Source organism: Niabella sp. ZPM-14, assembly GCF_055693045.2.
The window spans coordinates 2,416,525-2,438,784 of the sequence record NZ_CM181148.1 but is presented as its reverse complement, the minus strand read 5'-3'; the positions used below and the strand labels follow the sequence as shown (position 1 = coordinate 2,438,784).

Annotated in this window: 18 protein-coding genes; 5 read left to right on the top strand and 13 right to left on the bottom strand. The window is 46.7% G+C overall.

Features of this window, described 5'->3' with window-relative positions:
- Position 1: 1 nt before the first annotated feature.
- The 4 genes from ACU37H_RS10285 to ACU37H_RS10270 all read right to left on the bottom strand — a co-directional run bounded on the left by ACU37H_RS10285 (position 2) and on the right by ACU37H_RS10270 (position 8,206).
- On the bottom strand, positions 2 to 1,558 hold the full coding sequence (locus ACU37H_RS10285; RefSeq protein WP_472701608.1) for a DUF5689 domain-containing protein: 1,557 nt from the start codon (positions 1,556 to 1,558) through the stop codon (positions 2 to 4).
- 147 nt (positions 1,559 to 1,705) lie between these two features.
- Complete coding sequence (locus ACU37H_RS10280) at positions 1,706 to 3,223, bottom strand: SusD/RagB family nutrient-binding outer membrane lipoprotein (protein ID WP_472701609.1); 1,518 nt, start codon at positions 3,221 to 3,223, stop codon at positions 1,706 to 1,708.
- A gap of 42 nt (positions 3,224 to 3,265) precedes the next feature.
- Positions 3,266 to 6,490: a SusC/RagA family TonB-linked outer membrane protein gene (locus ACU37H_RS10275; protein WP_472701610.1), complete on the bottom strand. Its 3,225-nt coding sequence runs from the start codon at positions 6,488 to 6,490 to the stop codon at positions 3,266 to 3,268.
- Between the two features lie 147 nt (positions 6,491 to 6,637).
- Positions 6,638 to 8,206: a glycerol-3-phosphate dehydrogenase/oxidase gene (locus tag ACU37H_RS10270; RefSeq protein WP_472701611.1), complete on the bottom strand. Its 1,569-nt coding sequence runs from the start codon at positions 8,204 to 8,206 to the stop codon at positions 6,638 to 6,640.
- Positions 8,207 to 8,488: 282 nt separating this feature from the next.
- On the opposite strand from ACU37H_RS10270, the gene ACU37H_RS10265 reads away from it, so the two are divergent.
- Positions 8,489 to 9,994: a GH3 auxin-responsive promoter family protein gene (locus ACU37H_RS10265; RefSeq protein WP_472701612.1), complete on the top strand. Its 1,506-nt coding sequence runs from the start codon at positions 8,489 to 8,491 to the stop codon at positions 9,992 to 9,994.
- An 81-nt stretch (positions 9,995 to 10,075) separates the two neighbouring features.
- On the top strand, positions 10,076 to 10,870 hold the full coding sequence (gene lptB / locus ACU37H_RS10260; RefSeq protein ID WP_472701613.1) for an LPS export ABC transporter ATP-binding protein: 795 nt from the start codon (positions 10,076 to 10,078) through the stop codon (positions 10,868 to 10,870).
- A gap of 53 nt (positions 10,871 to 10,923) precedes the next feature.
- On the opposite strand, the gene ACU37H_RS10255 is transcribed toward lptB, so the two are convergent.
- The 6 genes from ACU37H_RS10255 to ACU37H_RS10230 all read right to left on the bottom strand — a co-directional run bounded on the left by ACU37H_RS10255 (position 10,924) and on the right by ACU37H_RS10230 (position 15,753).
- On the bottom strand, positions 10,924 to 11,178 hold the full coding sequence (locus tag ACU37H_RS10255; RefSeq protein WP_472701614.1) for a hypothetical protein: 255 nt from the start codon (positions 11,176 to 11,178) through the stop codon (positions 10,924 to 10,926).
- 138 nt (positions 11,179 to 11,316) lie between these two features.
- Positions 11,317 to 12,138, bottom strand: coding sequence for an SDR family oxidoreductase (locus tag ACU37H_RS10250; protein ID WP_472701615.1), 822 nt, complete (start codon positions 12,136 to 12,138; stop codon positions 11,317 to 11,319).
- 101 nt (positions 12,139 to 12,239) lie between these two features.
- Positions 12,240 to 12,848, bottom strand: a complete 609-nt coding sequence (gene lptC, locus ACU37H_RS10245) for an LPS export ABC transporter periplasmic protein LptC (protein WP_472701616.1) — start codon at positions 12,846 to 12,848, stop codon at positions 12,240 to 12,242.
- 44 nt (positions 12,849 to 12,892) lie between these two features.
- Entirely contained in the window at positions 12,893 to 14,293 is a 1,401-nt protein-coding gene (gene bamG / locus ACU37H_RS10240) for a BamG family beta-barrel-assembly machinery protein (RefSeq protein WP_472701617.1), read from the bottom strand.
- The gene (locus ACU37H_RS10235; RefSeq protein ID WP_472701618.1) at positions 14,286 to 15,014 is read right to left on the bottom strand and encodes a type III pantothenate kinase; all 729 of its coding nucleotides are present in this window, start codon (positions 15,012 to 15,014) and stop codon (positions 14,286 to 14,288) included. Before ACU37H_RS10235 ends, bamG begins: the two co-directional genes overlap by 8 nt.
- Positions 15,015 to 15,114: 100 nt before the next feature.
- Positions 15,115 to 15,753, bottom strand: a complete 639-nt coding sequence (locus tag ACU37H_RS10230; protein ID WP_472701619.1) for an LON peptidase substrate-binding domain-containing protein — start codon at positions 15,751 to 15,753, stop codon at positions 15,115 to 15,117.
- Between the two features lie 135 nt (positions 15,754 to 15,888).
- Here ACU37H_RS10230 and ACU37H_RS10225 point away from each other — a divergent pair, with 135 nt between their 5' ends.
- From ACU37H_RS10225 to ACU37H_RS10215, 3 genes are all read left to right on the top strand, one after another.
- Complete coding sequence (locus ACU37H_RS10225) at positions 15,889 to 16,692, top strand: glycosyltransferase family 2 protein (RefSeq protein ID WP_472701620.1); 804 nt, start codon at positions 15,889 to 15,891, stop codon at positions 16,690 to 16,692.
- A gap of 153 nt (positions 16,693 to 16,845) precedes the next feature.
- Positions 16,846 to 17,904: a glycosyltransferase family 4 protein gene (locus ACU37H_RS10220; protein ID WP_472701621.1), complete on the top strand. Its 1,059-nt coding sequence runs from the start codon at positions 16,846 to 16,848 to the stop codon at positions 17,902 to 17,904.
- A 55-nt stretch (positions 17,905 to 17,959) separates the two neighbouring features.
- Entirely contained in the window at positions 17,960 to 18,814 is an 855-nt protein-coding gene (locus tag ACU37H_RS10215) for a glycosyltransferase family 17 protein (protein ID WP_472701622.1), read from the top strand.
- Here ACU37H_RS10215 and ACU37H_RS10210 read toward each other — a convergent pair.
- The 3 genes from ACU37H_RS10210 to ACU37H_RS10200 are packed head-to-tail and all read right to left on the bottom strand — an operon-like array spanning position 18,811 to position 22,212.
- Positions 18,811 to 20,088, bottom strand: coding sequence for a glycosyltransferase (locus ACU37H_RS10210; protein WP_472701623.1), 1,278 nt, complete (start codon positions 20,086 to 20,088; stop codon positions 18,811 to 18,813). The genes ACU37H_RS10215 and ACU37H_RS10210 overlap by 4 nt on opposite strands.
- 33 nt (positions 20,089 to 20,121) lie before the next feature.
- A complete protein-coding gene (locus ACU37H_RS10205; RefSeq protein ID WP_472701624.1) occupies positions 20,122 to 20,919 on the bottom strand; it encodes a DUF5672 family protein in 798 nt (265 codons plus the stop codon).
- 57 nt (positions 20,920 to 20,976) lie between these two features.
- On the bottom strand, positions 20,977 to 22,212 hold the full coding sequence (locus tag ACU37H_RS10200; RefSeq protein WP_472701625.1) for a glycosyltransferase: 1,236 nt from the start codon (positions 22,210 to 22,212) through the stop codon (positions 20,977 to 20,979).
- Positions 22,213 to 22,260 lie beyond the last annotated feature (48 nt).

Sequence of the window (22,260 nt, the reverse complement as noted above, 5' to 3'; positions counted from 1 at the left end):
ATCATTCAGCCAGGCGGGTAGCGAGGCTTCCTTGAATGGTATCAACAGGAGAGGTTTTTTCGAGGATCATATTGATCTGAGATCTTGCCGTCGTCCAGCGTCCCAGAGTCGTATTATAAACACCTCCTAAAATATTGTAATAGCCCTGATCACTTGGATTGTACAACAGGCTCAACTTGTTGGTGCCCATATCGAAGAATGGCTGATCTTCCAGTGTGATAGGGTTCTTTTTATCGTACCAGTCTGTATTCGTAAGGCGGTAGCCCCATTTAGGAGGCTTGCTGCCGTCCAGCACAGAACCGCCTGCATCAACCATGATCACATCAATCGGCTCAGAAGCCAGCGTTACATCAGTGCCTCTGAATACAGCGACACCAGACGCATTACCACTATTGGCAAAGAGCCCGCCGGTCATGGGTCCGAAACCATCACCCTCAGTTGTCGTGTAGTTAAAGCTGCGGATCCAGTTAAGAGACGCCATGCTTGTAGAGTTCGCACCGTTAATTCGTTTACCGGCACCCCCTACATAAAAGTAAGTGCCCTTTGCAGCAAAGCCTGAAGTGAGGTTAAATTTGAATGAACGGTACACGGTGCCAACAACCCCGGTTGCCCAACCTTTTGATGCCTGTGCCGTACCGGCATTGTTACAAACCACCACTGAAAAAGGCGTTGCCGCGAAATCGATATCCCTGGTGGCTAACAATTGAATATACTCATAGTTACCATCACCGCCTTTTACATCGCTCATAAACCCGGCAATAACAATCGGAGTAATAACAACCGTAGAGCTTAGCAACACGATATCATCTTCATTTCTGACCCTAAACTCCGGCGCTACTGAATCTGCGGTTACCTGCCTGTTGAAAGAGATCCCGTAGTAGTTGGCCAGGCCCAGCAACTCAATGTTGGCAAACGTTGCATCGTTTTCTGTGTGTAAGGTGATATTGCCAAAACCATCATTCAATGCCTTATCTCCCCTTAAAATTTCTCCCTCAGTAGGCAGTGGCACAAAGCCTCCCTTCACAATGACAGAAAACACACTTTCGAACTTGTCGGGATCGGCCAGGATTTCGCTCGATCTTACCCGGTTGAGCGGTATCGCATTTCCGGAAGAGACCTTCGTGATTTTGTCCTTGGTGATGCCTGTCAGTTGCAGGATACCATCAATCCTTTTTAACACACCGCCGCGAACGTCGATAATGACAGAGTCTCCGGGGGCATAGGAGGCTGCATCCGCGCCCAAGGCAATGGATATACCGCGGAGCTGTGTCAGCCTTCGGCGATCCTGCACGACGAGCAATCCTTCAGGCAGGTTTTTTCCCGAATGATCAGAAACCACCAGGGCCGCGATGTTGGCGGATCCTAACATGTTTTCTTCGCTCAGCGTCACATCTTGTCCCTTATATAGATTCCTTATATCAAAAAGCGAAATATAAGGACTGATGGTCCCGCCGGGATAATTTCCATAATCGCCTTGCAGCGCATCGACTGCTTTTTGGCAGGACGAAATATAGCAGATGCTTATAACAAGCAGGCTGTAAATAAAAAGACGTTTCATCGTGTATGTTTTTAGTTTGCGGCTTCGCCGCTATTTTTTTGTCGATCCGTGTAAAGCTCATTCATGGACGCTGTCATCCTGTTTATCCATGCGCTTTATTCATTTTAATCGAACTCAAAGTTTTCTTTATGAACAGAGGGTTTTCAGTTACGGTTTCTGCCACCATACTTTAGTTGAAATCACATCAGCGCCCTGCCTGCCTACCGCGATCTTGTAATTGGTCGGATTGGTAGATTGCACGTAAACCGGGTAAGTCATTCTTGCAGGCATTTCCCCGTTGTTTCTTACGCCTTCGCCGATGGTGAGCGTGGGTTTTCCTGTACGGCGGTATTCAAACCATTGCTGTAGATCCACAACAAAGAGGGCATAATATTTATGAAGAAATATCTTCTCCATCTTTTCATCAAAAGTCTGACTCTCCACCCAGTTCATGTCTGCATCGGTCAGGTATTTAACTACTGACTCATTCCAGTTGGGCACCCAAAGTTTAATGCTCGCTTCAACGCCTTTATTATAATAGGCTTCCGGGCTTCCGGTGATCCATCCTCTGAGGGCTGCTTCAGCCAGAATGAACTGCAGCTCACCATAGTTCATCATCATCCCCGTCAGTGGCTCCGTCTGCATACTGTATGCCGAAGTGCTGGAATAGAAATAAGATCTTTTAACCGGGTTGGTGCCGGGAGCATATCCGCTGGGCATTCCGGCAAACTGGCCTTGCGACGGGGCAATGGCAAATCGATTGATACCGCTTCTTCCATAATCCGTTGTATTGATGCGCGGATCGTTCCAGCCCGTTAAATTATCAATAAAGAAATTAGCAATGCCAGGCGCCCTGAAATCCTGTTCCCGGGTATTGGCAAAAGGAGAGATATAAGCACCGGTACCTGTCCATCTTAAAATAGCCGACTCCGCGTTGTTGGTCATCACCGGGTACTTGTCAGGGTTTTCAACAATTTCTTTGATTTTAGCTTGTGTGGCGGCGGCTACTTCCTGTTTTCCGGAAACTCTCATCAGCAGCCTCAGGTAGAGAGAATTTCCGAATTTTCTCCAGCCGTCCACATTGCCGTTGTAAACAGGATCTGCTTCCACGTCGATGGGAATACCGTTCGCCAGCCGCGTGTTGGCTTCTTCCAGCATTTCAAAAATACCTTGATAAATATCTCTTTGCTCTTCAAATGCGGGTTCGATGATATCGCCGTATTCGGCCCTTCCGCTATTGGATTGGGAAAAGGGCAGGTCGCCATAAGTGTCTGTCAGAATGGAGTAGATCCTTGATTGCAGGATCAAAGAAATGCCCGCATAGCTGTCGTTTCTGAATCCCAGCGAATCGCTGGCGGCAATGCGATACACGTCCTTAATATCTGTGAGCGACAGGTACAGGTTATTGTACATGTAGTCGGCCCAGTTCGATCTGAAATCATAGCGGTGAACCTGTCCTTCTGCATCGCTGACGTTCACGGTTACCTGCATCAGCTCGTTATTAAAGTTCCGGTTCCGCGTCATGGTAGTAGACATCATGCCTACCATAGCCGGGGCCAATAATTGCTTCGGCGCCACGACATCAATATTGTTGGGATTCGTATTGATTTCATCAAAGTTCCTGGTGCAGGACAACATAGTGACCAGAGGAATGATGAACATCAGCGTGTGTAATATCTTTTGCATCCTTTTCATTTTTATATGTTGAATGTAGAACGGTTAAGCGTGTTAAAAACCGAGTTTGAGGTTGACGCCCATGCTGCGGGTAGAAGGAAACTGCGCCGTTTCGAAACCGCGGACAATGTCGCTTCCGGACAGTGTGCCGAACTCGGGATCAAACATCGGCCAGGGACTCCATATGAAAAGGTCTCTTCCATACAACCCGATAACCGCTTGTTCAATGCCCCATTTGGACAAGATCTTTTTGGGCAGGGAGTAGTCCAGGCGGGCTTCTCTGAACTTAATGAAATCTGTGCTGAAGGTAGAGCCTTCCGCATTGTCTATCCCGAAATGAGAGCGGTAATATTCATCAATGTCCGTCGCAAGCACATCATTCTGGCGATAGCTTCCGTCAGGGTTTTGCACCACGCCATTCCCGATGATACCGTTGTACCTTCCGGGTAATGTCACGGTAAGCTTGCCCTGCTCCGCCATTTTATAATGCATCAGTGAGTGTGCCTTAGCACCGTACTGTGCGTCGAAAAGAGCGCTGAACCGGAAGCCTCTGTAGCTAAAGGTGTTGGAGAATGCGACTTTACCTTTAGGGATCGTGTTGCCTATGTATACCACCTCCTGTGTGATCTGTGCAAAGCCGGTAACAGGGTCGTATACGATTTGTCCGTCCGGAGATCTCACATAGCCGCGGCCATACAGGTCGCCCATACTGCCGCCTACTTTGGCTACGATCTGACCACCGCCTACGCGTCCTACCTGCAGTACCACAGAAGTATCCGGCATGCTCATGATCTTATTCTTGTTGGTCGAGAAGATGATACCCGATTTCCAGGTGAAATCGCCCACTTTTACGTTGGTCGTATTGAGAGAAACCTCAAAGCCACTGTTTCTAACCGTTCCCGCGTTGATCACCTGGCGTGCATAACCGGACGCATAATCCACTACGCGATCCAGTATCTGGTTCTTCGTAGTTCCGTAATAGTAGGCGACGTCCAGGTCAATCCGGTTCTTCAATAATTTAATATTACCACCAATCTCTGCGGTCAGCGTGCGCAGGGGCTTCAGGTTCGGGTTAGCCAGGGTGGAAGGGTTTTGATAAGCGCTGTCAAAAATCACACTCGCTATCTCGTAGTTGTAGGATGTGCGATAGGGCGTCGTAGAGCCGCTACCCACGCTTGACAGTGATAATCTCAGCTTGGCAAAGTCAATAGCCTGAGGCATCTTGTATGCATCAGAAATAACGAAGCTGGTATTAAGCGCGGGGTAGAAGAAGCCGCTGCCGCTGGTTCTGTAAGGAGAGGCCAGTACGCTGTTCCAGTCCTGCCTTGCAGACAGATCAAAAAACAGGTAATCTTTATAGGCTGCGTTCAATACGCCATAAAAGCTATTGATCACATATTTACTTCTCCATGGAATTCTCAATACCTCGCCACGGGCGTTATCAAAGTAATAGCCATTAGGCACTTTCAGCGAGTCTGCTCTCAATTCAACGCGATCGTAAGTGTTCGTTAAAGTACTTCCTCCTGCTGTTGCCGAGATGCTCCAATTGGAATTCACAGTTTTATCATACTTCAGCAAAAAGTCTGTAGTGGCTTCCTGCGAACTGATGTCTTGTGTTCTGAAACTTCCGGTCCTGAACTTGGAGCCCGCGTCATACGGGCGCTTTTGCGCGCGATGCTCTTCGGCCCAGTCCAATGAAGTACGCACCATGAGGCTTAAGTTCTTTGAAAAAGCATAAGTCGCTTGTACGTTACCCGTGATACCATTTCTGTTCGAACGGTTTAAGAATTCGTAAGCGATCGCATACGGATTTTCAGGATAAGAACTATAAGGGTATTCGATGGCATAGCCAGGAGGAACCGGTTCTCCTGCCGCATTACGGTAAGACCAGTAGTTCCTTAACCAATCCAGGTCAGCATTAGGCTGCCAGAAAATAAACCAGTACATGAGTGATTGGTTTCCGTAACCGGCGCCCGGCAGGTTATCACTGTATTTATTGGTATAATTTATTTTGGTCGCCACCGTAAGTTTGTCGGTTACCTTAGAATTCAATGAGAAGGCCGCGGTGTTGCGTCGATAGCCGGTATTAGGGGTGATCCAGGTATTTTGAACGTTGGTATAAGAGAACCTCATGTTCGTCTTGTTCACCTTCGCATCGAGCGAAATAGAGTTGTTATACGTATGACCGGTTTCGAAATAATTCCGCAGTTTGTTAGTATAAGGCACCCACGGAGTTCTGACAGAATCTACCATTTGCGTCACCGGGTTGTATTGATAGAAATATTGACCTTCAAAGCGCGGACCGTAGGCCGAGCTGGTACTACCTGTGTTGGGACCATCTTCTGAAGCGCCGTAGGAATAATGCGATGCTCCATCCAGCCCCTGGCCATATTCAAATTGCATATCGGGCCACCTGTTGACACTTTCCTGGTTATAATTGGAATTGAGCGTGATACTCATCCCGTTCTTTTTGCGCTTCGAAGCTTTCGTAGTGATAATGATGGCACCATTGGCACCGCGCTGACCGTATAATGCGGCGGCGCCCGGGCCTTTCAATACAGTCACCGATTCGATGTCTTCCGGGTTGATATCATTTAAGCCACTACCATAATCCGCGGGCATGTTGTCACTCCCCGTGCCATAAATATCTTCACTTCCGTTTGCAGTGCGCCTGGCGCTTCCGTTGTTGATCACAACGCCATCTACTACTACCAACGCTTCGTTCTCCCCGGTAAGGTTGTTCTCCCCGCGAAGGATGATCTTGTTGGATCCTGTCGGGCCAGCGCCAGACCGGATGAGGTTAAGGCCGGCTACCTTACCGGATAAAGCGTCCGTCCAGTTGCCCGAAACGGCATCTGTGAGGGCTTCGTTTTTTAAAGTTGTGGCAGCATATCCCAATGCTTTTTCATCTTTCTTGATACCCAGCGCGGTTACTACTACATTTTCCAGTTCTCCTTCGCCCTGCTCCAGTTCTACGTCGAGGGTAGAGCGGTCGTCAAGAATGATTTGTTTGGTGGAAAAACCAACGCCCGAAAAAGTAAGGGTCTCGCCCGTACTCGCAACGATCGAGTACACGCCCCGATCATTCGTCATAGCGCCGCGGGAACTGGCTTCCACCTGGACACTGATCAGTGCGATCGGGGTTTTGTCTTTAGCGTTCCGGACTGTCCCGGTGATGGTTCGTTGCTGTGCCATCGTGAACATAGCACTTAAAAGAAAAACGGCAGTAAGCACCCATTTTCCTTTACAAAAAGATAATAATTTGTTTAAAGAGGCCATTGAAAGCTTATTTTTTGGTTTGCAAAAGAAGTGTTAATAGTTGTTCAAATGCACGGGCAAGACGAATAGTAATAATTTGTTCAAAAATTGATAATGATAAAATAATATCCAATGCCGATTTTGTAAAAGTCAACGCCGGCGGCACTTTCAGGCAATCTGATATTGTTGGGCAAGCTTAGTATAATCGTCGATCTGTTGTTGAATCCAATCGTTGTTTCTGTTTAATTCTTCGGCCATAATACGCGCCACTTCCGGGCAGATCCTCACGCTTTCGCGGGCATCAAGCAGCAACGCCCTTGTCCGACGGGCAAGAACATCTTCGGGTGTACGCGCCATTTCGTGCTGCACCGCCCACCGCACCTGCATTTCATGGATGCGGAGACTTTCACTTAACCATTGCTCAGCTGTTCCGTTGATCCTTTTCCGTAGAAGCGGGGCATCGCTTCCATAGAAATAAAACGGATCGTCCCAGTTGATCGCTTCGCTGAAGCCATGTATCCGCTTAGTTTCGGTATGCGTTTTTTTAGAAGGCCAGTTCAATTGCTGTTCAATGGCATCCACCATGTCTTCCCCCATCTTCCGGAACGTGGTCCATTTGCCTCCGATAATGGTAAACAGGTGGGTAGGTGAAGTGATGATCTTATGGCTGCGCGATATTTCTTTTGTTTTTTGTGATCCTTTCTCTGGAGCCGCCAACGGCCGGAGACCTGCAAATACACTTAACACATCTTTCCGGGTGGGTGCTTTATCGAGATAGCCTGAAGCTGTTTTCAGGACAAATTCTATTTCTTTTTCCAAGGCCCTGGGTTCCATGCTGGGTTCGCCTACCGGCGTGTCTGTGGTGCCGATGACCACTTCGTTATGCCAGGGAACTGCGAAGAGTACGCGGCCGTCGCTGGTTTCAGGGATCATAAGTGCATGTTGCGACGCGAAAAAACTTCTGTCAACCACCACGTGGATCCCCTGGCTCGCCACGACTGTTTGTCCAGCGTCCGCCTGGTCCATTTTCAAAATGCTATCCACAAATACGCCGGTAGCATTAACGATAGCTTTGGCACTAATCCTGTGTTCAGTCCCGTCTTCCTGGTCTCTGATCACGGCGCCATTGAGCTGACCGTTTGCGCTCTTGAGCAAAGAGATCACTTCGGCATAGTTGAGTACGGTTCCCCCGTTTTCGACAATGGTCTGGGCCAGGTTGATCGCCAGTCTTGAATCGTCGAACTGGCCGTCGTGATAGAGTACGCCACCGAGTAATCCCTTGCTTTTGATGCCGGGCAACTGTTGAAGCGCGTCTTCCTTTGAAACGAGAACAGACCTGCCCAGTGAAAGCCTGCCGGCGATCCAGTCATATAACTTTAGTCCGACCGTGTACTTGATCTTATCCCAGAAGTTGTACACGGGAATCATGAAGGTTTGGTTCTTCACGAGGTGGGGTGCATTCTTTTGTAATAAGCCCCTTTCGATACAAGCTTCTCTTACAAGCTTGATATCACCCTGGGCCAGGTATCTGACGCCGCCATGCACCAGCTTCGTGCTGCGGCTGGAAGTGCCCTTGGCAAAATCAGCTTGTTCTACCAACAGGGTTTTATATCCACGGGATACAGCGTCTAGCGCAACACCGAGGCCTGTAGCGCCGCCGCCAATGACAAGGACGTCCCAGGTCTGTTGTTGTTTTATGCTGTTCAATGCTGCTTCCCGGTCAAATATTTTCTGCATCGCTAGGTTTCGATTTTAATAAAACGAAATATTGTGAAATCAAATATAATACTAATTCGAATAAACAAAACAAAAAATAAATATTGAATAATTTCGGGTGTTTACGTTTTATTATTGTTAAGTTTTGTTTGTACCAGGCGAATCAGTAGTGAAGGATATCGAAGCACGAGAAAAATCAACGTTATGCATGAGGAATTCGCAGGGCCAAGTCATTTAATGGTAAACAGTGTTTACCATGTAAACACTTTCTGATCCAATTGTATTAATATTGTGATCGTTACAATGGCTTTATTAAGTCCTGCCATATCATCGTTAGCACGCATGCGTCAATGGCGAATTGAAGCCTGGCGAGGCCATCCTTTGGATTCCCAAAGGGAGGTGATTCAAAATCTTGTCACCTCTGCTCAGTACACAGAGTTTGGCCGCAAGCACAGCTTTACCAACATCTATAATATCCGCGATTTTAAAAAGGCGGTTCCGATCTGTGAATATGATGACCTGAAACCCTACATCGAACGAATGATGGCGGGGGAGCAGAACCTGCTATGGAATAGTCCGATTTACTGGTTTGCGAAAAGCTCCGGAACCACAAGCGATAAAAGCAAATTTATTCCGATCAGCGAAGAAAGCCTGGAAGACTGCCATTATAAGGCGGCTAAAGATGTGCTTACCATGTATTATACCCACAATCCGGAAAGCACGATGCTTACAGGGAAGGGGCTGGTGCTGGGCGGTAGCCATACGATCAACCCGGTGAACAATGAAGCGCAGTATGGGGATTTGAGTGCGGTACTTTTGCAGAACAGTCCTTTTTGGGGGCACTGGCTCCGCACCCCGGATCTGGAGATTGCTTTGATGGATAAGTGGGAAGACAAGCTGGAAAAAATGGCATTACAAACGGTGCGCGAAAACGTCACTTCCATCAGCGGTGTGCCTACCTGGACATTGATTCTTTTTAAAAGACTGCTGGAGCTGACGGGTAAACAGACCATTGCTGAAATATGGCCCGACCTGGAGCTGTACATGCATGGTGGCGTTTCCTTCACGCCCTACCGCGAACAGTTCCATCAGATCATTGGCAAGCCAATCAACTACCTGGAAACGTACAACGCCAGCGAAGGTTTTTTTGCAGCGCATGCGCTACCTGGCGACGACGGCATGTTGCTCTTTACAGACCATGGTATTTTCCTCGAGTTCATGCCGATGGGTGAGTATGGCAAGAGCGATCCGCAAACTATTGGCCTGAAGGATGTGGAGCTGGATACCAACTACGCGCTTGTGATCAGCACCAATGGCGGGCTTTGGCGCTACCTGCTTGGCGATACGATTCGTTTTGTTTCAAAAGATCCCTATAAAATACTCGTAAGCGGGCGCGTTAAGCATTATATCAATGCGTTCGGGGAAGAAGTCATTGTCGATAACAGCGACAGGGCGATTAGCGCTGCCTGTCAGAAAACAGGTGCGGTGGTTGCGGACTATACGGCTGCGCCCATATATTTTTCGCAGCATGAAAACGGCGCGCATGAATGGCTGATTGAATTTGACAAACAGCCAGACAGTCTCGAAGCATTCACCGAAGCGCTGGATGCGGCGCTGCAAAGCATTAACAGCGACTACGAGGCGAAACGTTATAAAAACATAGCATTAAGTCTGCCACGCGTTCATAATATGCCTAAGGGCAGCTTCCACAAGTGGCTCCAGCAGCGGGGAAAACTGGGTGGTCAACATAAAGTGCCCCGCCTCAGCAACGAAAGAAAATATGTGGAAGAAATACTGCAGGCGCAGTAACACGGGTGATTTCCTTTCTTTTTTAACAGATATACATAGTGCTATTATCAGAATAGCACACTACTTTTGCGTACCATGCAAATGAAGATCACAACACAGAACCTGGTGAAACGTTACGGGCAGCGCACGGTGGTGAACCACGTTTCTTTTGAGGTGCACCAGGGCGAGATTGTCGGACTGTTGGGCCCCAACGGAGCTGGTAAAACCACGTCATTCTACCAGGTGGTAGGACTGATTAAGCCAGATGAGGGAAATGTATTTCTTAATGACCAGGACATTACCAAGCTGCCGATGTACAAACGGGCGCAGATGGGAATCGGCTATCTGCCGCAGGAGGCTTCCGTTTTCAGGAAGTTGAGCGTGGAAGATAATATTTCTGCTGTTCTGGAAATGACCAAGCTCAATAAAGAAGAACAAAAAGCTAAGCTGGAATCGCTACTGGCGGAGTTCCGATTGGGTCACGTCCGGAAAAGCAACGGTGACGTGCTTAGCGGGGGCGAGCGGCGTCGCACAGAGATTGCGCGGGCGCTGGCGGTGAATCCGAAGTTTATTTTGCTGGACGAACCTTTTGCAGGGATTGACCCTATCGCCGTGGAAGATATTCAGGGTATTGTAGCGAAGTTGAAATTTAAAAACATCGGCATCCTGATCACGGACCATAATGTTAACGAAACGCTTTCTATCTGTGACAGGGCTTATTTGCTGATCGACGGGAAGATATTTGAAAACGGTACTGCAGAAGAATTGGCGGCGAATGAGCAGGTGAGGAAACTGTACCTCGGTCGGAACTTTGAATTAAAGCGTAAAGATTATCTCTACGAAGAAGCGGTCAGAAGCAGCACGCAAGCGGAAGAAGAAAATCCCATATCCGAATAAAAGAAGTGCCCGCAACGATTGTCGCGGGCACTTCTTCATCCTTAGTAAAATGATTATGAGCCGGCTTCGTCTTCGGCCGGAGCTAGATTATTATCTTTTACAAACTTGTCTCTGTGTTCCGTAAACTCATTTAGTAAACTATCGATCGCTTCCACAGATTTATCGGAATATTCGTGGATGTCGGGTAGAGTCTTATCCAGGAGCCCGATTCCCAGGTTGATATTTTCCGCTTCGATTTGTGCCACTTTTTTCAGAACAGAAGTTTCACTGTTTTTGAGGTCTTCCAATTCTCTCAGAATCTTGTTCATCGCCTCTAGTTTTTCCATTTTATCCATAAGATTTGTTTTTCTTATAATATACAAAAAGTATACAAAACCGACAAATGGACGTTTCTTTAGCTAATTATTCTGAAAACAGGCCGTTTTTCTTAAGGAAATGTAAATGCATTAATCGAGGAACAGATCAGTATACAATTTTGCTCCCGGCACCACCGCATAGGTGCTAAAGTCGGAAATGCCATTTTTTTGAAGCACTTCCTCATCCAGGAAGGCATGACCGGTGCAATCCTTTGGTGATTCTTTCAGGATATGAAAAGCCGCATCGGCCATAATATCGGGTTTCCGGCTCATGTTTACCAGTGCTTCCCCGCCTAACAGGTTTCTTACAGCGGCCGTGTCGATGGTCGTTTTGGGCCACAAGGCGTTGGATGCGATCGGTACGTCTTTATATTCTTCAGCCCAGCCCAGGGCCATCATCGTCATATTGTACTTGCTCATCGTATAGGCGATATGACCACCCAGCCAGCGCGGATTCAGGTTGACCGGAGGCGACAAAGTGAGTATGTGCGCATGGGAAGACCGGGACAACCAGGGCAGGCAGTGTTTTGTAACCAGGAAAGTACCCCTGACGTTAATGTCATGCATCAGGTCGAACCGGCTGGTTTTGGTTTCTTCTGTTTTGGTAAGCGCAATCGCAGAAGCATTATTGACCACGATGTCAATACCACCGAAGGTTTCCACTGCTTTCTCTACTGCGGCGCGGATCATTTCTTCATCTCTTACATCGCACTGAATGGGCAATGCCTTACCGCCGGCGGCTTCTATTTCTTCAGCCGCGGAAAAGATCGTTCCTCCCAGCTTTTCATTTTCCCTGACCGATTTTGCGGCCACGACAATATTCGCTCCTTCCCTGGCGAGGCGCAAAGCGATCGCCTTGCCGATGCCGCGACTGGCGCCGGTAATAAAAGCGGTTTTTTTTGTTACAGACATAATGGATGGGTTAACAGATGATGCAATCGGATCAGCGCAAAGCGCTCAAGGCTAAGTTAGTGCTATTTCAGCCTGACCAAAACTTTTTTGAGCGGAATTAATTACTGAGCGGGAGGGGTGGAGTCTGCAGGTGCGGCGGCCGGTGCTGATGAGCCGGGAACTAATCCTTCCTCTGTAATAATCCTTCCCTGCTGTGCTTCTCTAAACGTGATCTTCTTAAAATCCTGCGTCGCCTCCAGCCCGTTTTTAGCTGGAATTAGCCGGGTAGGAGATTTAAGCAAAGCCGGCCTGTCGGTATAGAACAACTCTTTTTCCTGGTCCCACCACAGGTCTTCACAGTTTAAGGTATCTCCCTTGATGCTAACGACTCTTACACTATCGCGCAGGTATACTTTTCCAAGCGATTCGAAATATTTTCCATACTTCGCATCCAGCTTGCTTTCCACAATTTTCTGATCATTGTAAAAGTCGACATGCAGGGTCTTCGGAAACTCGACATAGGGCGTATCGACATTCTGTTGTCTGACAACGCGGACCATGACAGGAGAAGTCAGTTTAGCTTTCACTTTTCCTCCCTGGGATAAGAAGCTTTCTACTTTTGTTGCAACGTCTTTTTGCACGGCTGGTTTTCCAAATGCATTGATCTCACTCTCGCTGTTCTCGCAGGCGAGCAGGGTGATTGCTGTTATGAAAATCCAAAAGTGCTTCAAAGTAAAAAGATTCAATCGAACCGCTAAGATAGCAATAGCCTGTGTTAATCTTCGTAGTACTTGGTTTTTCCGCCGAACCAAAGGTCGGTAAGAGAAAAACCAACAGACAGCCTGTACAGGTTTTCACGAATGATATTGCTGTTATTGCCCCGCTTGATGTATTCAAAACTGAGGTTGATCATGCTGGCCTGGTTGCGGCTTTGTAAGCTGTAATTAGCAATAGGCAGTCCCAATCCTGCGGTGATACCTAAGACAGGGATCTTTGTCTGGCGGGTATAGATATAATCCGGGCCGGTAAAAAATCCGATCCGGTAAGACGTTCTGCTGAAATAATTGTTTTTTGGTGCCGGATGGAATTCTGCCCCAATTTTAGCTTGCCAGTTGCTTCTCACCGCGGTATCGGGCATGCCGTTTACCCGAAACTGGTCCCAGTTGTTACGCGTAAAGTCGGCGCCAACCATCCAGCCGGCTTCATCCTGTGCTGCGTTGCCGATCTTCTGGATAGCGAAACCTCCTGTAATGCTTGCCGGGTAGATAATGCTTCCTTTGGTATCGCTGGTATAAGTAGCGGTATCAATAGGGAAATATCCGGTTTCCTGGCTGTAGGTAAATGTTTGTGCGACGGTGCTTCTTTTTGTGTTGATGGTTTGCTGCCAGTTACCGTAGGCGCCGATGCTCATGTAGATCTTCTCGCTGGCTTTGAAATGATATTGCAATCCTGCATCAAAATAAAAATCCGCGAGGTTGGTCTTGTCTTCGTAGTGAGCGCTGGCGTATCTTGTCGAATCGTTGAATAAAGACAAACGCGTATTGTAATCGCGGCTACCAAACATATACCCCGCAGTTGCGCCCAGGCTTAAATACTGGGATTTTCCGGTTCTGAATTTTACGGCTGTTCCCAAAGATCCCAGGTAGGCGCCGCCCTGCCCTTCATACAGCGTTGACGCCGAATCGATCAGGTTGCCGCTGTTGGGATCGTATAATGGTCCGTTTGATTGTATCTTATAATTGATGCTCGTCAGTGGTCTCACGCCAAACGCCAGGCCCCAGTTCTTCCTGAGCGGAAGACCCACCATCACGTGGCTGAACAGTAAATTAGGAGAGGTGAACTTGGATTGTGCAGACTGATCTGTCAGCGTACGGCCTTGCCCGTCAGCTCCGATATTGAAAACAACGCGTCCCGAATTCAGTTTGCGCGAACCGGGTTCCTGGAATGAAGGGAAAAATGAAAAAGACGCCGGGTTGGCGTAATTGACCGTGTAAGGATCGTTATAAGCCGCAGCGACACCCCCCATTCCCCTGTTTGCGATATTGGTGGTAGGTGCCTGATTGCCCAGTCCATAGCGGGAGTAGGGAGAATTATCCTGCGCTGATGCTCCGATGAATAAAAAGATAGAAGGTATAGTTAATGCTAACGGAGCCGCTAGTTCTCTCTTCCTAAGCATTGTTAATTTCACTAATCGCATAAAGACCTTTAAATATTAAATCAGGGTCGGCAAATATCCTGTTTTTAATGTGTGATGCCAAATGTTGTGTATCGCCGCCGGTTAATACCACGTTAAAGTTGTCAAATTTAGCCTGGTAGGCATCTATAAAACCATCAATTTCATAGGCCATTCCGAGGATCACGCCCGATAATATATTGGTATCCGTGTCGTATCCGATCAGTGGTACGTCGGCCTTGGCGGGGGTGTAAGGAAGCTTTGCCGTGTAATGTTGCAACGATTTCAGCCTCATTTCAATGCCCGGAGAGATCGATCCGCCCAGGAATTCTTTATACTTGTTGACAAAATTTAAGGTAATGCAGGTGCCGAGTCCGATCAGCAACAAATTTTTATCAGGGAAAAAGTGTACGCCACCAGCTGCGATAGCCAGCCGGTCGGCCCCGATGGTTTCCGGTTTGCCGACCGGTGTGGTGATGGGCAATTTGGAAGTATGATTCAGCAGGTGAAAGCGCGTATTTCTCTTCAATACGTCTTCAATCTCCTGGTTGTGATCAATAACCGATGACAAGATAGACCTTTTGGGTTTGTAGGTGCTCACCAGGGACTCGACGGTCGCCGGTGCATCATCCTCCAGTGTTAGTACCCTGGTGATTTCCCCCTTGTTGAATACTGCTGCTTTTTTACGCGTATTTCCAAAATCAAAGCATAATGTTACGGACATGATGTGAAAGTAGTGAAAAGTTGGAAAAAAGCGGATAGTTAATAGTTCGTCGCCGCGGGCTTTTCGATCAATGGTTGACCAAGGGCCTTAAACGCTTATGTCACTTTACATCGAACCCTTCGAGGTTTTTGAAATGGCCGTTCATCTGGATCTTATGCCGCAGCTGTTTCATCTCTTCCAGGGCCGGTAATGTGGCGTCGAAATGCCTTTTGAGGTATTCCTGCCTTTGCCGCTCCTGGGTCAGTTGCAGAAATTCATATTCCTGTTGCAGGGTAAGACCGGAATGGTGTGCAATATCATAAGAGGTCAGATCCGGATCTGGTTTGTGAAAGTCCTTTTTTACGTCCAGGCTGGCATGCAGGTCCTGCATTTTGCGGATCAGTGATTGCATTACCTGCTTGTTGCCGTTCATTTCGTTGTGCGGGTAATTTACGATAGCGCCCGAATATAATTTATCGGGAATATCTTTTACCACTTCGAGTATCCGGAAAATTTTTTCGCCTCTGGTGTTGATATCCATCTCGCCGTTGGTATAGGTCTGAGCGATCTTGCTAACATAGATCAGGGAGCCATATTCTTTCAGATCATTATCGATGACGGCAGGAATGCCAAATGGCTTTTTCTGCTCCACACATTCGGTGATCAATTGCTTGTACCTTGGCTCGAAAATGTGAAGATTAAGTTCTTCGCCCGGAAACACGACAATGTGTAAAGGAAATATCGGGATGAAATTGGTCATAGCTACAAATTTATTACAAGGAGCCGACACTGGGGGCAGGAGTCCCTGTTAAAAGCTGTTAACTACCAGACAATTATTTGGCCGTAGTTGATGATTTCTGACTATTTTTAAAAAAATCTTTCAATGTAGACCCGGATGTTTACTACCGCGCTTTTAATATCAACCTACAACTGGCCGGAGGCCTTGCACTTATGTGTGCAAAGCGCGAGTAATCAAAGTGTCTTACCCGGAGAGATCATCGTCTGTGACGACGGATCGACTGAAGCTACCAAAAACCTTCTGGATGACCTGGCAAAAAGGATAAGGATCCCGATCCGGCACGTGTGGCAACCTGACAATGGCTTCCAACTGGCGAAGATCAGAAATAAGGGAATTGCAAGCACGGATAAGGATTATATTATTCAGATTGACGGGGACGTCATTCTTCATAAAGACTTTGTGAAAGACCATGTGCGGTTTGCCCGGCCGAAGCATTTTGCCACGGGCAGCCGAGTGTTGCTCTCTCAAAAGATGACGGATAGCCTGATTCAACAACAACATAATACGCATGACCTACGTACAGCCATTCAAAACAGCAACAAGATAAACGGCATACGTATGCCTTTGTTGCAGCATTTGTTTGCCCACTATTATAAGAACGGTGGAAAAAATAAATACTATGTAAAGGGCTGTAATATGGCATTCTGGAGGAAAGACCTGCTGTTGGTCAACGGTTATGATGAAAGCTTTGTGGGCTGGGGGCTCGAGGATAATGATATTGCGATACGGTTGCTGAATGCGGGCATCAGGAAAAGATTTTTAAAATTTGGCGGGATCTGCTATCACCTCAACCATTCCCTCGTGAGCAGGGATTTTGAAGAGGGAAACAGAAACCGTCTGGACAAGGTGATCAACGGTAAAATCGTTAAAGCCGAGAATGGCATGGATAAATATGTTTAACGCTGCTGTGGGGGGAATCTTAACATAATAAGAGTTGCACTCTGTAGAGATACGGCGTCTTCCTAAAGGTTAATTTTTTCCGAAGGGTCCCGATATTTGTCGGCCGCTTCGGCCCCGTAGGTACGGTTCGTTTTTAAACCATTAAACCAATACGTGAGTAAACAGATTATTTTTGATTGCGAAAGAATGAAGTATGCTTATACAGGTCTTTACTACTTCTGTAAAGAGCTGGGCACTGCTTTGATCCGGCAGCAGACAGAACATCATATTTCTTTTTATGTTCCTGAAAAGGAGCGGGGCATCTTTGGAGAAGACCAGGAATACATCATCCAAAATCATTTACATAAATTTTTTCCCAAGCGTGTCAGCGACTACGATCTTTGGCATTGTACTTACCAGGGCACTAACTATCTGCCTCCGGCCCGGAGCAAGGTTAAAGTGGTATCTACCATTCATGATCTCAATTTTCTGCACCAGGGGAAAACGAAAGGCAAGCAGGACAAATACCTGCAGAAAATGCAACGCCTCGTTGATCGGTCCAACGCGGTGGTGACCATTTCCAATTTCGTAAAAGAACAGGTACTGGAGCACCTGGATGTGAGGGACAAGGAGATCAAGGTGATCTATAACGGCCGCAATATTCCCAAATGTCCGAACTATGTCAAGCCGGATGCCATCGGAGACCGGCCTTTCTTTTTCAGCATCGGTACGATCACCGATAAAAAGAACTTCCATGTATTGGCGGCCATGCTGGTGGACAATGATTATGACCTGGTCATTGCCGGCATCACGCAGAGCCAGGCCTATCACAATAAAATTCTGAGCGAAGCCCGTTCGTTGGGCGTGGAGCACCGGGTAAAGATGATCGGCGCGGTGAGCGAGGATGAGAAATACTGGCTGTTTAAAAACTGTGCTGCTTTTTGCTTCCCTTCATTAGCCGAAGGGTTTGGTCTGCCGGTGATTGAAGCCATGCAATTGGGCACACCGGTGATACTTTCCCGGGCAACCTCTCTACCGGAAGTAGGCGGTCCCCATGCATTTTATTTTGAAGGCATGGAGCCTGAGTCTGTTACGAAAACAGCTACCGAATTTCTCAACCGCGATATTGACCACTCCGCCCGTGAAGAACTCATTTCCTGGGCCCGGCAATTTGACTGGGATGTCGCTGCGAAAAGATATTGGAGCTTATACGATGAAGTTATTACATCATAGGCAGTGCGGATAAATATCCCTACTTTAGTAGAGAATTTTACATGAGACTACTTTTATGAGGACCTTTGATTGCTTTACTTTTTTTAACGAACTGGACCTTTTGGAGTTTCGACTCAGGCTATTGGACGACGTGATGGACTATTTTGTAATCGTTGAGTCTAACCTATCGCATTCGGGCAAATCAAAACCATATTATTTCCTTCAATCCAGGGATCGCTTTAAAAAGTGGAGTGATAAGATCATTTATTATCCTTTAGAACAAATGGTAGAAGGGCTGGTCTTTAAAGACACCACCGTGCATGATCTCAATGACGGATCCTGGGTGTTAGAGAACCAACAGCGCAATGCAATAAAGGGTGCCATGAAGGTGGAAGAAGATGATCTTGTTTTTGTCGGCGATCTTGATGAGATCCCGAACCCTTCGCTGGTGCATTCACTACGGGCCGTACCGCAGCCAAGAGCGCTGTCTATGCAGTTTCATTATTATTTTATGAACTGCAGGAATGTAGGTGCCGAACGCTTATGGAATGGGACGGTTGTAGCGTCAGGGAAATATTTTAATGAACATTCCTGTCAGCATCTCAGGGATAATCGGAACACTTACGAGCCGCTTGCTAACGCAGGCTGGCACTTTTCATATCTGGGCGGTGTAGAGAAAATTAAATATAAGCTGCAATCCTTTGCTCACACCGAGTATAACAGAGCGGAATTTTTGGATGATAATTATATTTTGTACGCGCTCGAAAATGGCGCCGACATCCTAAAACGCCCGGATACTGTTTACCGGTTTTTCCCGCTTTTTTTCTATCCGGGCTATCTGCGAAAATTAATGAAGGCCTATCCTCAGTTTATCAGAAAAGTTTCCATGCTCAGGTGGTTAATGGCTACTCTTAAAGAAACAGGACGCTAAGCGGTTGTCGCTTGTTCATTCAGCAATTCGGCAAAGATCCTTTCTTTGGTTTTAATCGCTGCTTTTTGTCCATAATATTGATCGATCAGGGCCATGCCGTTCTTGCTCACTGTAGTATAGACATCATTATTTTTGGCGAGCGTTTTGATCGCTGCTATAAACGCTTCCTCTGTATCTGCAATAAAGATATTTTTACCATGTTCTAAACCCTCCATCCCGTTGGTGATCAATGAGGTGGCCACAACCGGAACGCCACAAGCCATAGCTTGCAATATTTTTATCCGGATGCCCCCACCGCCCAGCCGGATAGGAGCTATCAAAATTCCGCCCTGCAATACGTCGGCAATATCATCCACGAAGCCGGTGAAATGAACACGCGGATGCTGGTGTCTGAAAATATCTTTCCATTTTCCCGTCACATACAATTCAAGCCCGGTCTGTTTGATCGTTTTATCCAGCATTTCCTCGGAGAACCACTTGATGGCATCCATATTCGGGTGATGCTCCTGCGAACCCATGAAGACCAGCTTATCAGCACTGGCCGTGGGCGTGCATTTAGGGATCAGTGAATCCGGCACCGAGGTGGGCATTACCTGCAATTTTTCCAGGGGAATGTCCTTACTCAATCGCGCCTGATCGTTGCGGTTCAGGATCAGTATACGATCGTATTGATTCATCAGCCCGACTTCGGTAAACCGTGCTGTGTTAACTATATAAGATGCATATAACCCATCATCCTTATTTAGAGCAAAATAGTCTTCCAGGATGGAATACCGGTTTTCATGTTGAAAGAATACTTTCTTGGTTCCTTCGGGAATAATATGAACCAGGTTTAGCAGATCGCTATACTCTACCTGAACGATGTCAAATTTTTTACGACGAAACAGTCGGTCTAAAAAATCGAGCAGCTCCCGTTCTGCCGGAATGAACGGGTATAAGCCATGAACGATCTTTTTTTGAAAGGGCTCTTTTTTCGCCCTTCTTTTATATTTCGCCATCCTGATAGGCAGGAAGAGCTTTTTAAGCAGCGGCTCTTTTTGCCGTACTGCGTTGCTTTTTATGGAATTATTGGTGTAGACGGGCTGCACATCCACATCAGGCCATAGTTTTTTCAATGCTTCCACATTCTGCTCTTCGCTTCGCGGAACTTTAAAGATCAGTGTTACATCAAACAGGTTGCGAACATCGTTAACGAAGCTGAACACTCCAAAGCGGCCACCATCCGAAACCGGATAGGGACATAAAAACGTAATTATTGCAATACTATGCTTCATTAGATCATGTATAAAAAAAATAAAGATAAAACTTTATATAAGTTCTGTTTCTTTCTCTAAGATCGGCTTCCAAATATCGGGATAGACATGGGCTGCATGCATGCCAAATGGTAACTGCCCCTTCGTGAGAGAAAGCGCCAACCCCGGTTCCTGTTCCATAGCGAAGCGGATCGCGGTTTTGTAACCAGGAATGGCCAAATGTTTCCGACGCCTGTTTACTTCTGCCGACCAAAAAACATCTTCATTAAAGAAATGATTCTCGTTGTGTTGGTTGTAAAAATCGATTGTCTTTTTGTGGGAGCCACATATATCGAACAATTTTTTCACTTTACGAAGCGAAAATCCACCGTTGCCTACGCGGTTATAAAATTGTAAAGGGCTGGGAGAAATGTTGTCCTTTTGCTTTAGATTTAGTTTATGATGAACAAAAGCTTGTATATGCCGCGCCAGCTTATACGGCTCTATCCACGGAGCCCCAATGTAATCGTATCCCTGTGCGCACCAATAATCCAGCTGATCGCTGAATACAAAAGCATCCAATTGATAAATAAGCAAATACCGGTACTTCAGGAACCGGCTGTAAAATTCCCGGGACAGCATCAGCCTGTTATAGCCCCTGATATCTGAAAAGAATTGCTCGTCGAAACATTCTACCTGAAAAGGATGGCCTTCTATCAGAGGTTCGTAAAAAGAAATATCGAGCTGATCGGATTTAATAAAGACGATGGGGTGCTTGCCTAGTATCCGGAAACACTGTCTCAGTGATCTTTGTTCGTCTTTATCGATCTGTGGTTTGTATATTGGTATGACGACTACTGCGTTTTCATTCATGACTTAGGGGCTGTTATAAAGGTCATCGAGGTTCAGGTCATTATAAAAAAAGTGGTCTTACGTGCTTGCGGCCATTGCTTCAGTTTGGCCGACTTTGACTTGGTTGGTTTTAATATCAAATACTTCGTCCAGGTATTGGTAACATTTTTCCTTCTCAAAAAACTTACTAAACATCCTGATCCCATCATTGGAATTTTTACGGTAGTAAGCTTCATCTCCTAATAACCGTGAAATATGATCGGTAAAAGCTTGCGGCGTGTTGCCCAACAAACAACCATTATCTGTTTTAACAGGCAATCCATCCAGCCCTCTTAAAGTACATACAATGGGCAGCCCGAAGGAGATCGCCTCTACCACTTTTACCTTGATACCAGTTCCTTCCAACATCGGGCAGATAGCTACTCGGGCTTTACTGTACACATCACGCAGATCCGGCACGAAAATATGCTTTTCAACATTGGGAAGGTCAGGTGTGTAACGGCTGATGGGGCCCACTACACAGATCCTGATGTCTGCAGGTAAATTGGGGTACACCTGCTCAAAGAACCATTTGCAGGAATTTTGATTGTTGGGATTGTCACTTGCCACATAGATAAGGTCATATGGTGCTGTATGATAACGTTCGAGCACTTCCTGGTGATTCTTGTCATACATGATTGGTATTACGCGGTGCGCTCCGGGAACGAATTGACTGAACAAATATTGTTCATCATAAGATTGGGACCATACTTCATCGAAGAGGGACAACAACTGGATTTCTCTTTCGAAGACCTGTCCCAATTTAAAACCTTTTCGATGTTTGAACTGGGCAGTCATGAAATCATGGGTGTCAATGATTAACCTGGCATTTTTAACGTTGGGATTACTGTCCACCAGGCGTGCCCATGTCACATAGCTGATTATTATTATGTCATATTTCTTGCGCCGCAGCGATTTATTAAAATCTGACTGCAGCTTGACAGTTGTGTAGTCATCGATAAGGTTCTGATCGTAAACATCGTTGTTTTTCCTGAGCTTCTTTGGCAGTTTCCAATTTAAAAAGAACTGTAACTTATTTTTTTTAACAACCTGCTGGCTCGCCAGTACCAGGCCAAAGGCGGGAAAGGACTTTTGAAAGTCAGCCTCATCTGTTTCATCCCACTGCTCCCATTCTTTTGGGGCCATATAATCTATGTCGAAGGATGCTGAGCGGCTGTTGAAATATTCGAGCAGTTGTATTGTATGCGTTCTGTTGCCGTGATTTCTTCTTGTCGCGGGCTCCGGCATAAAATACAAGATCTTTAGTTTGCTCATGGATATCTTATTTTTTGCTTATTCTCTGGTGTTGCCCTATTGTTAACG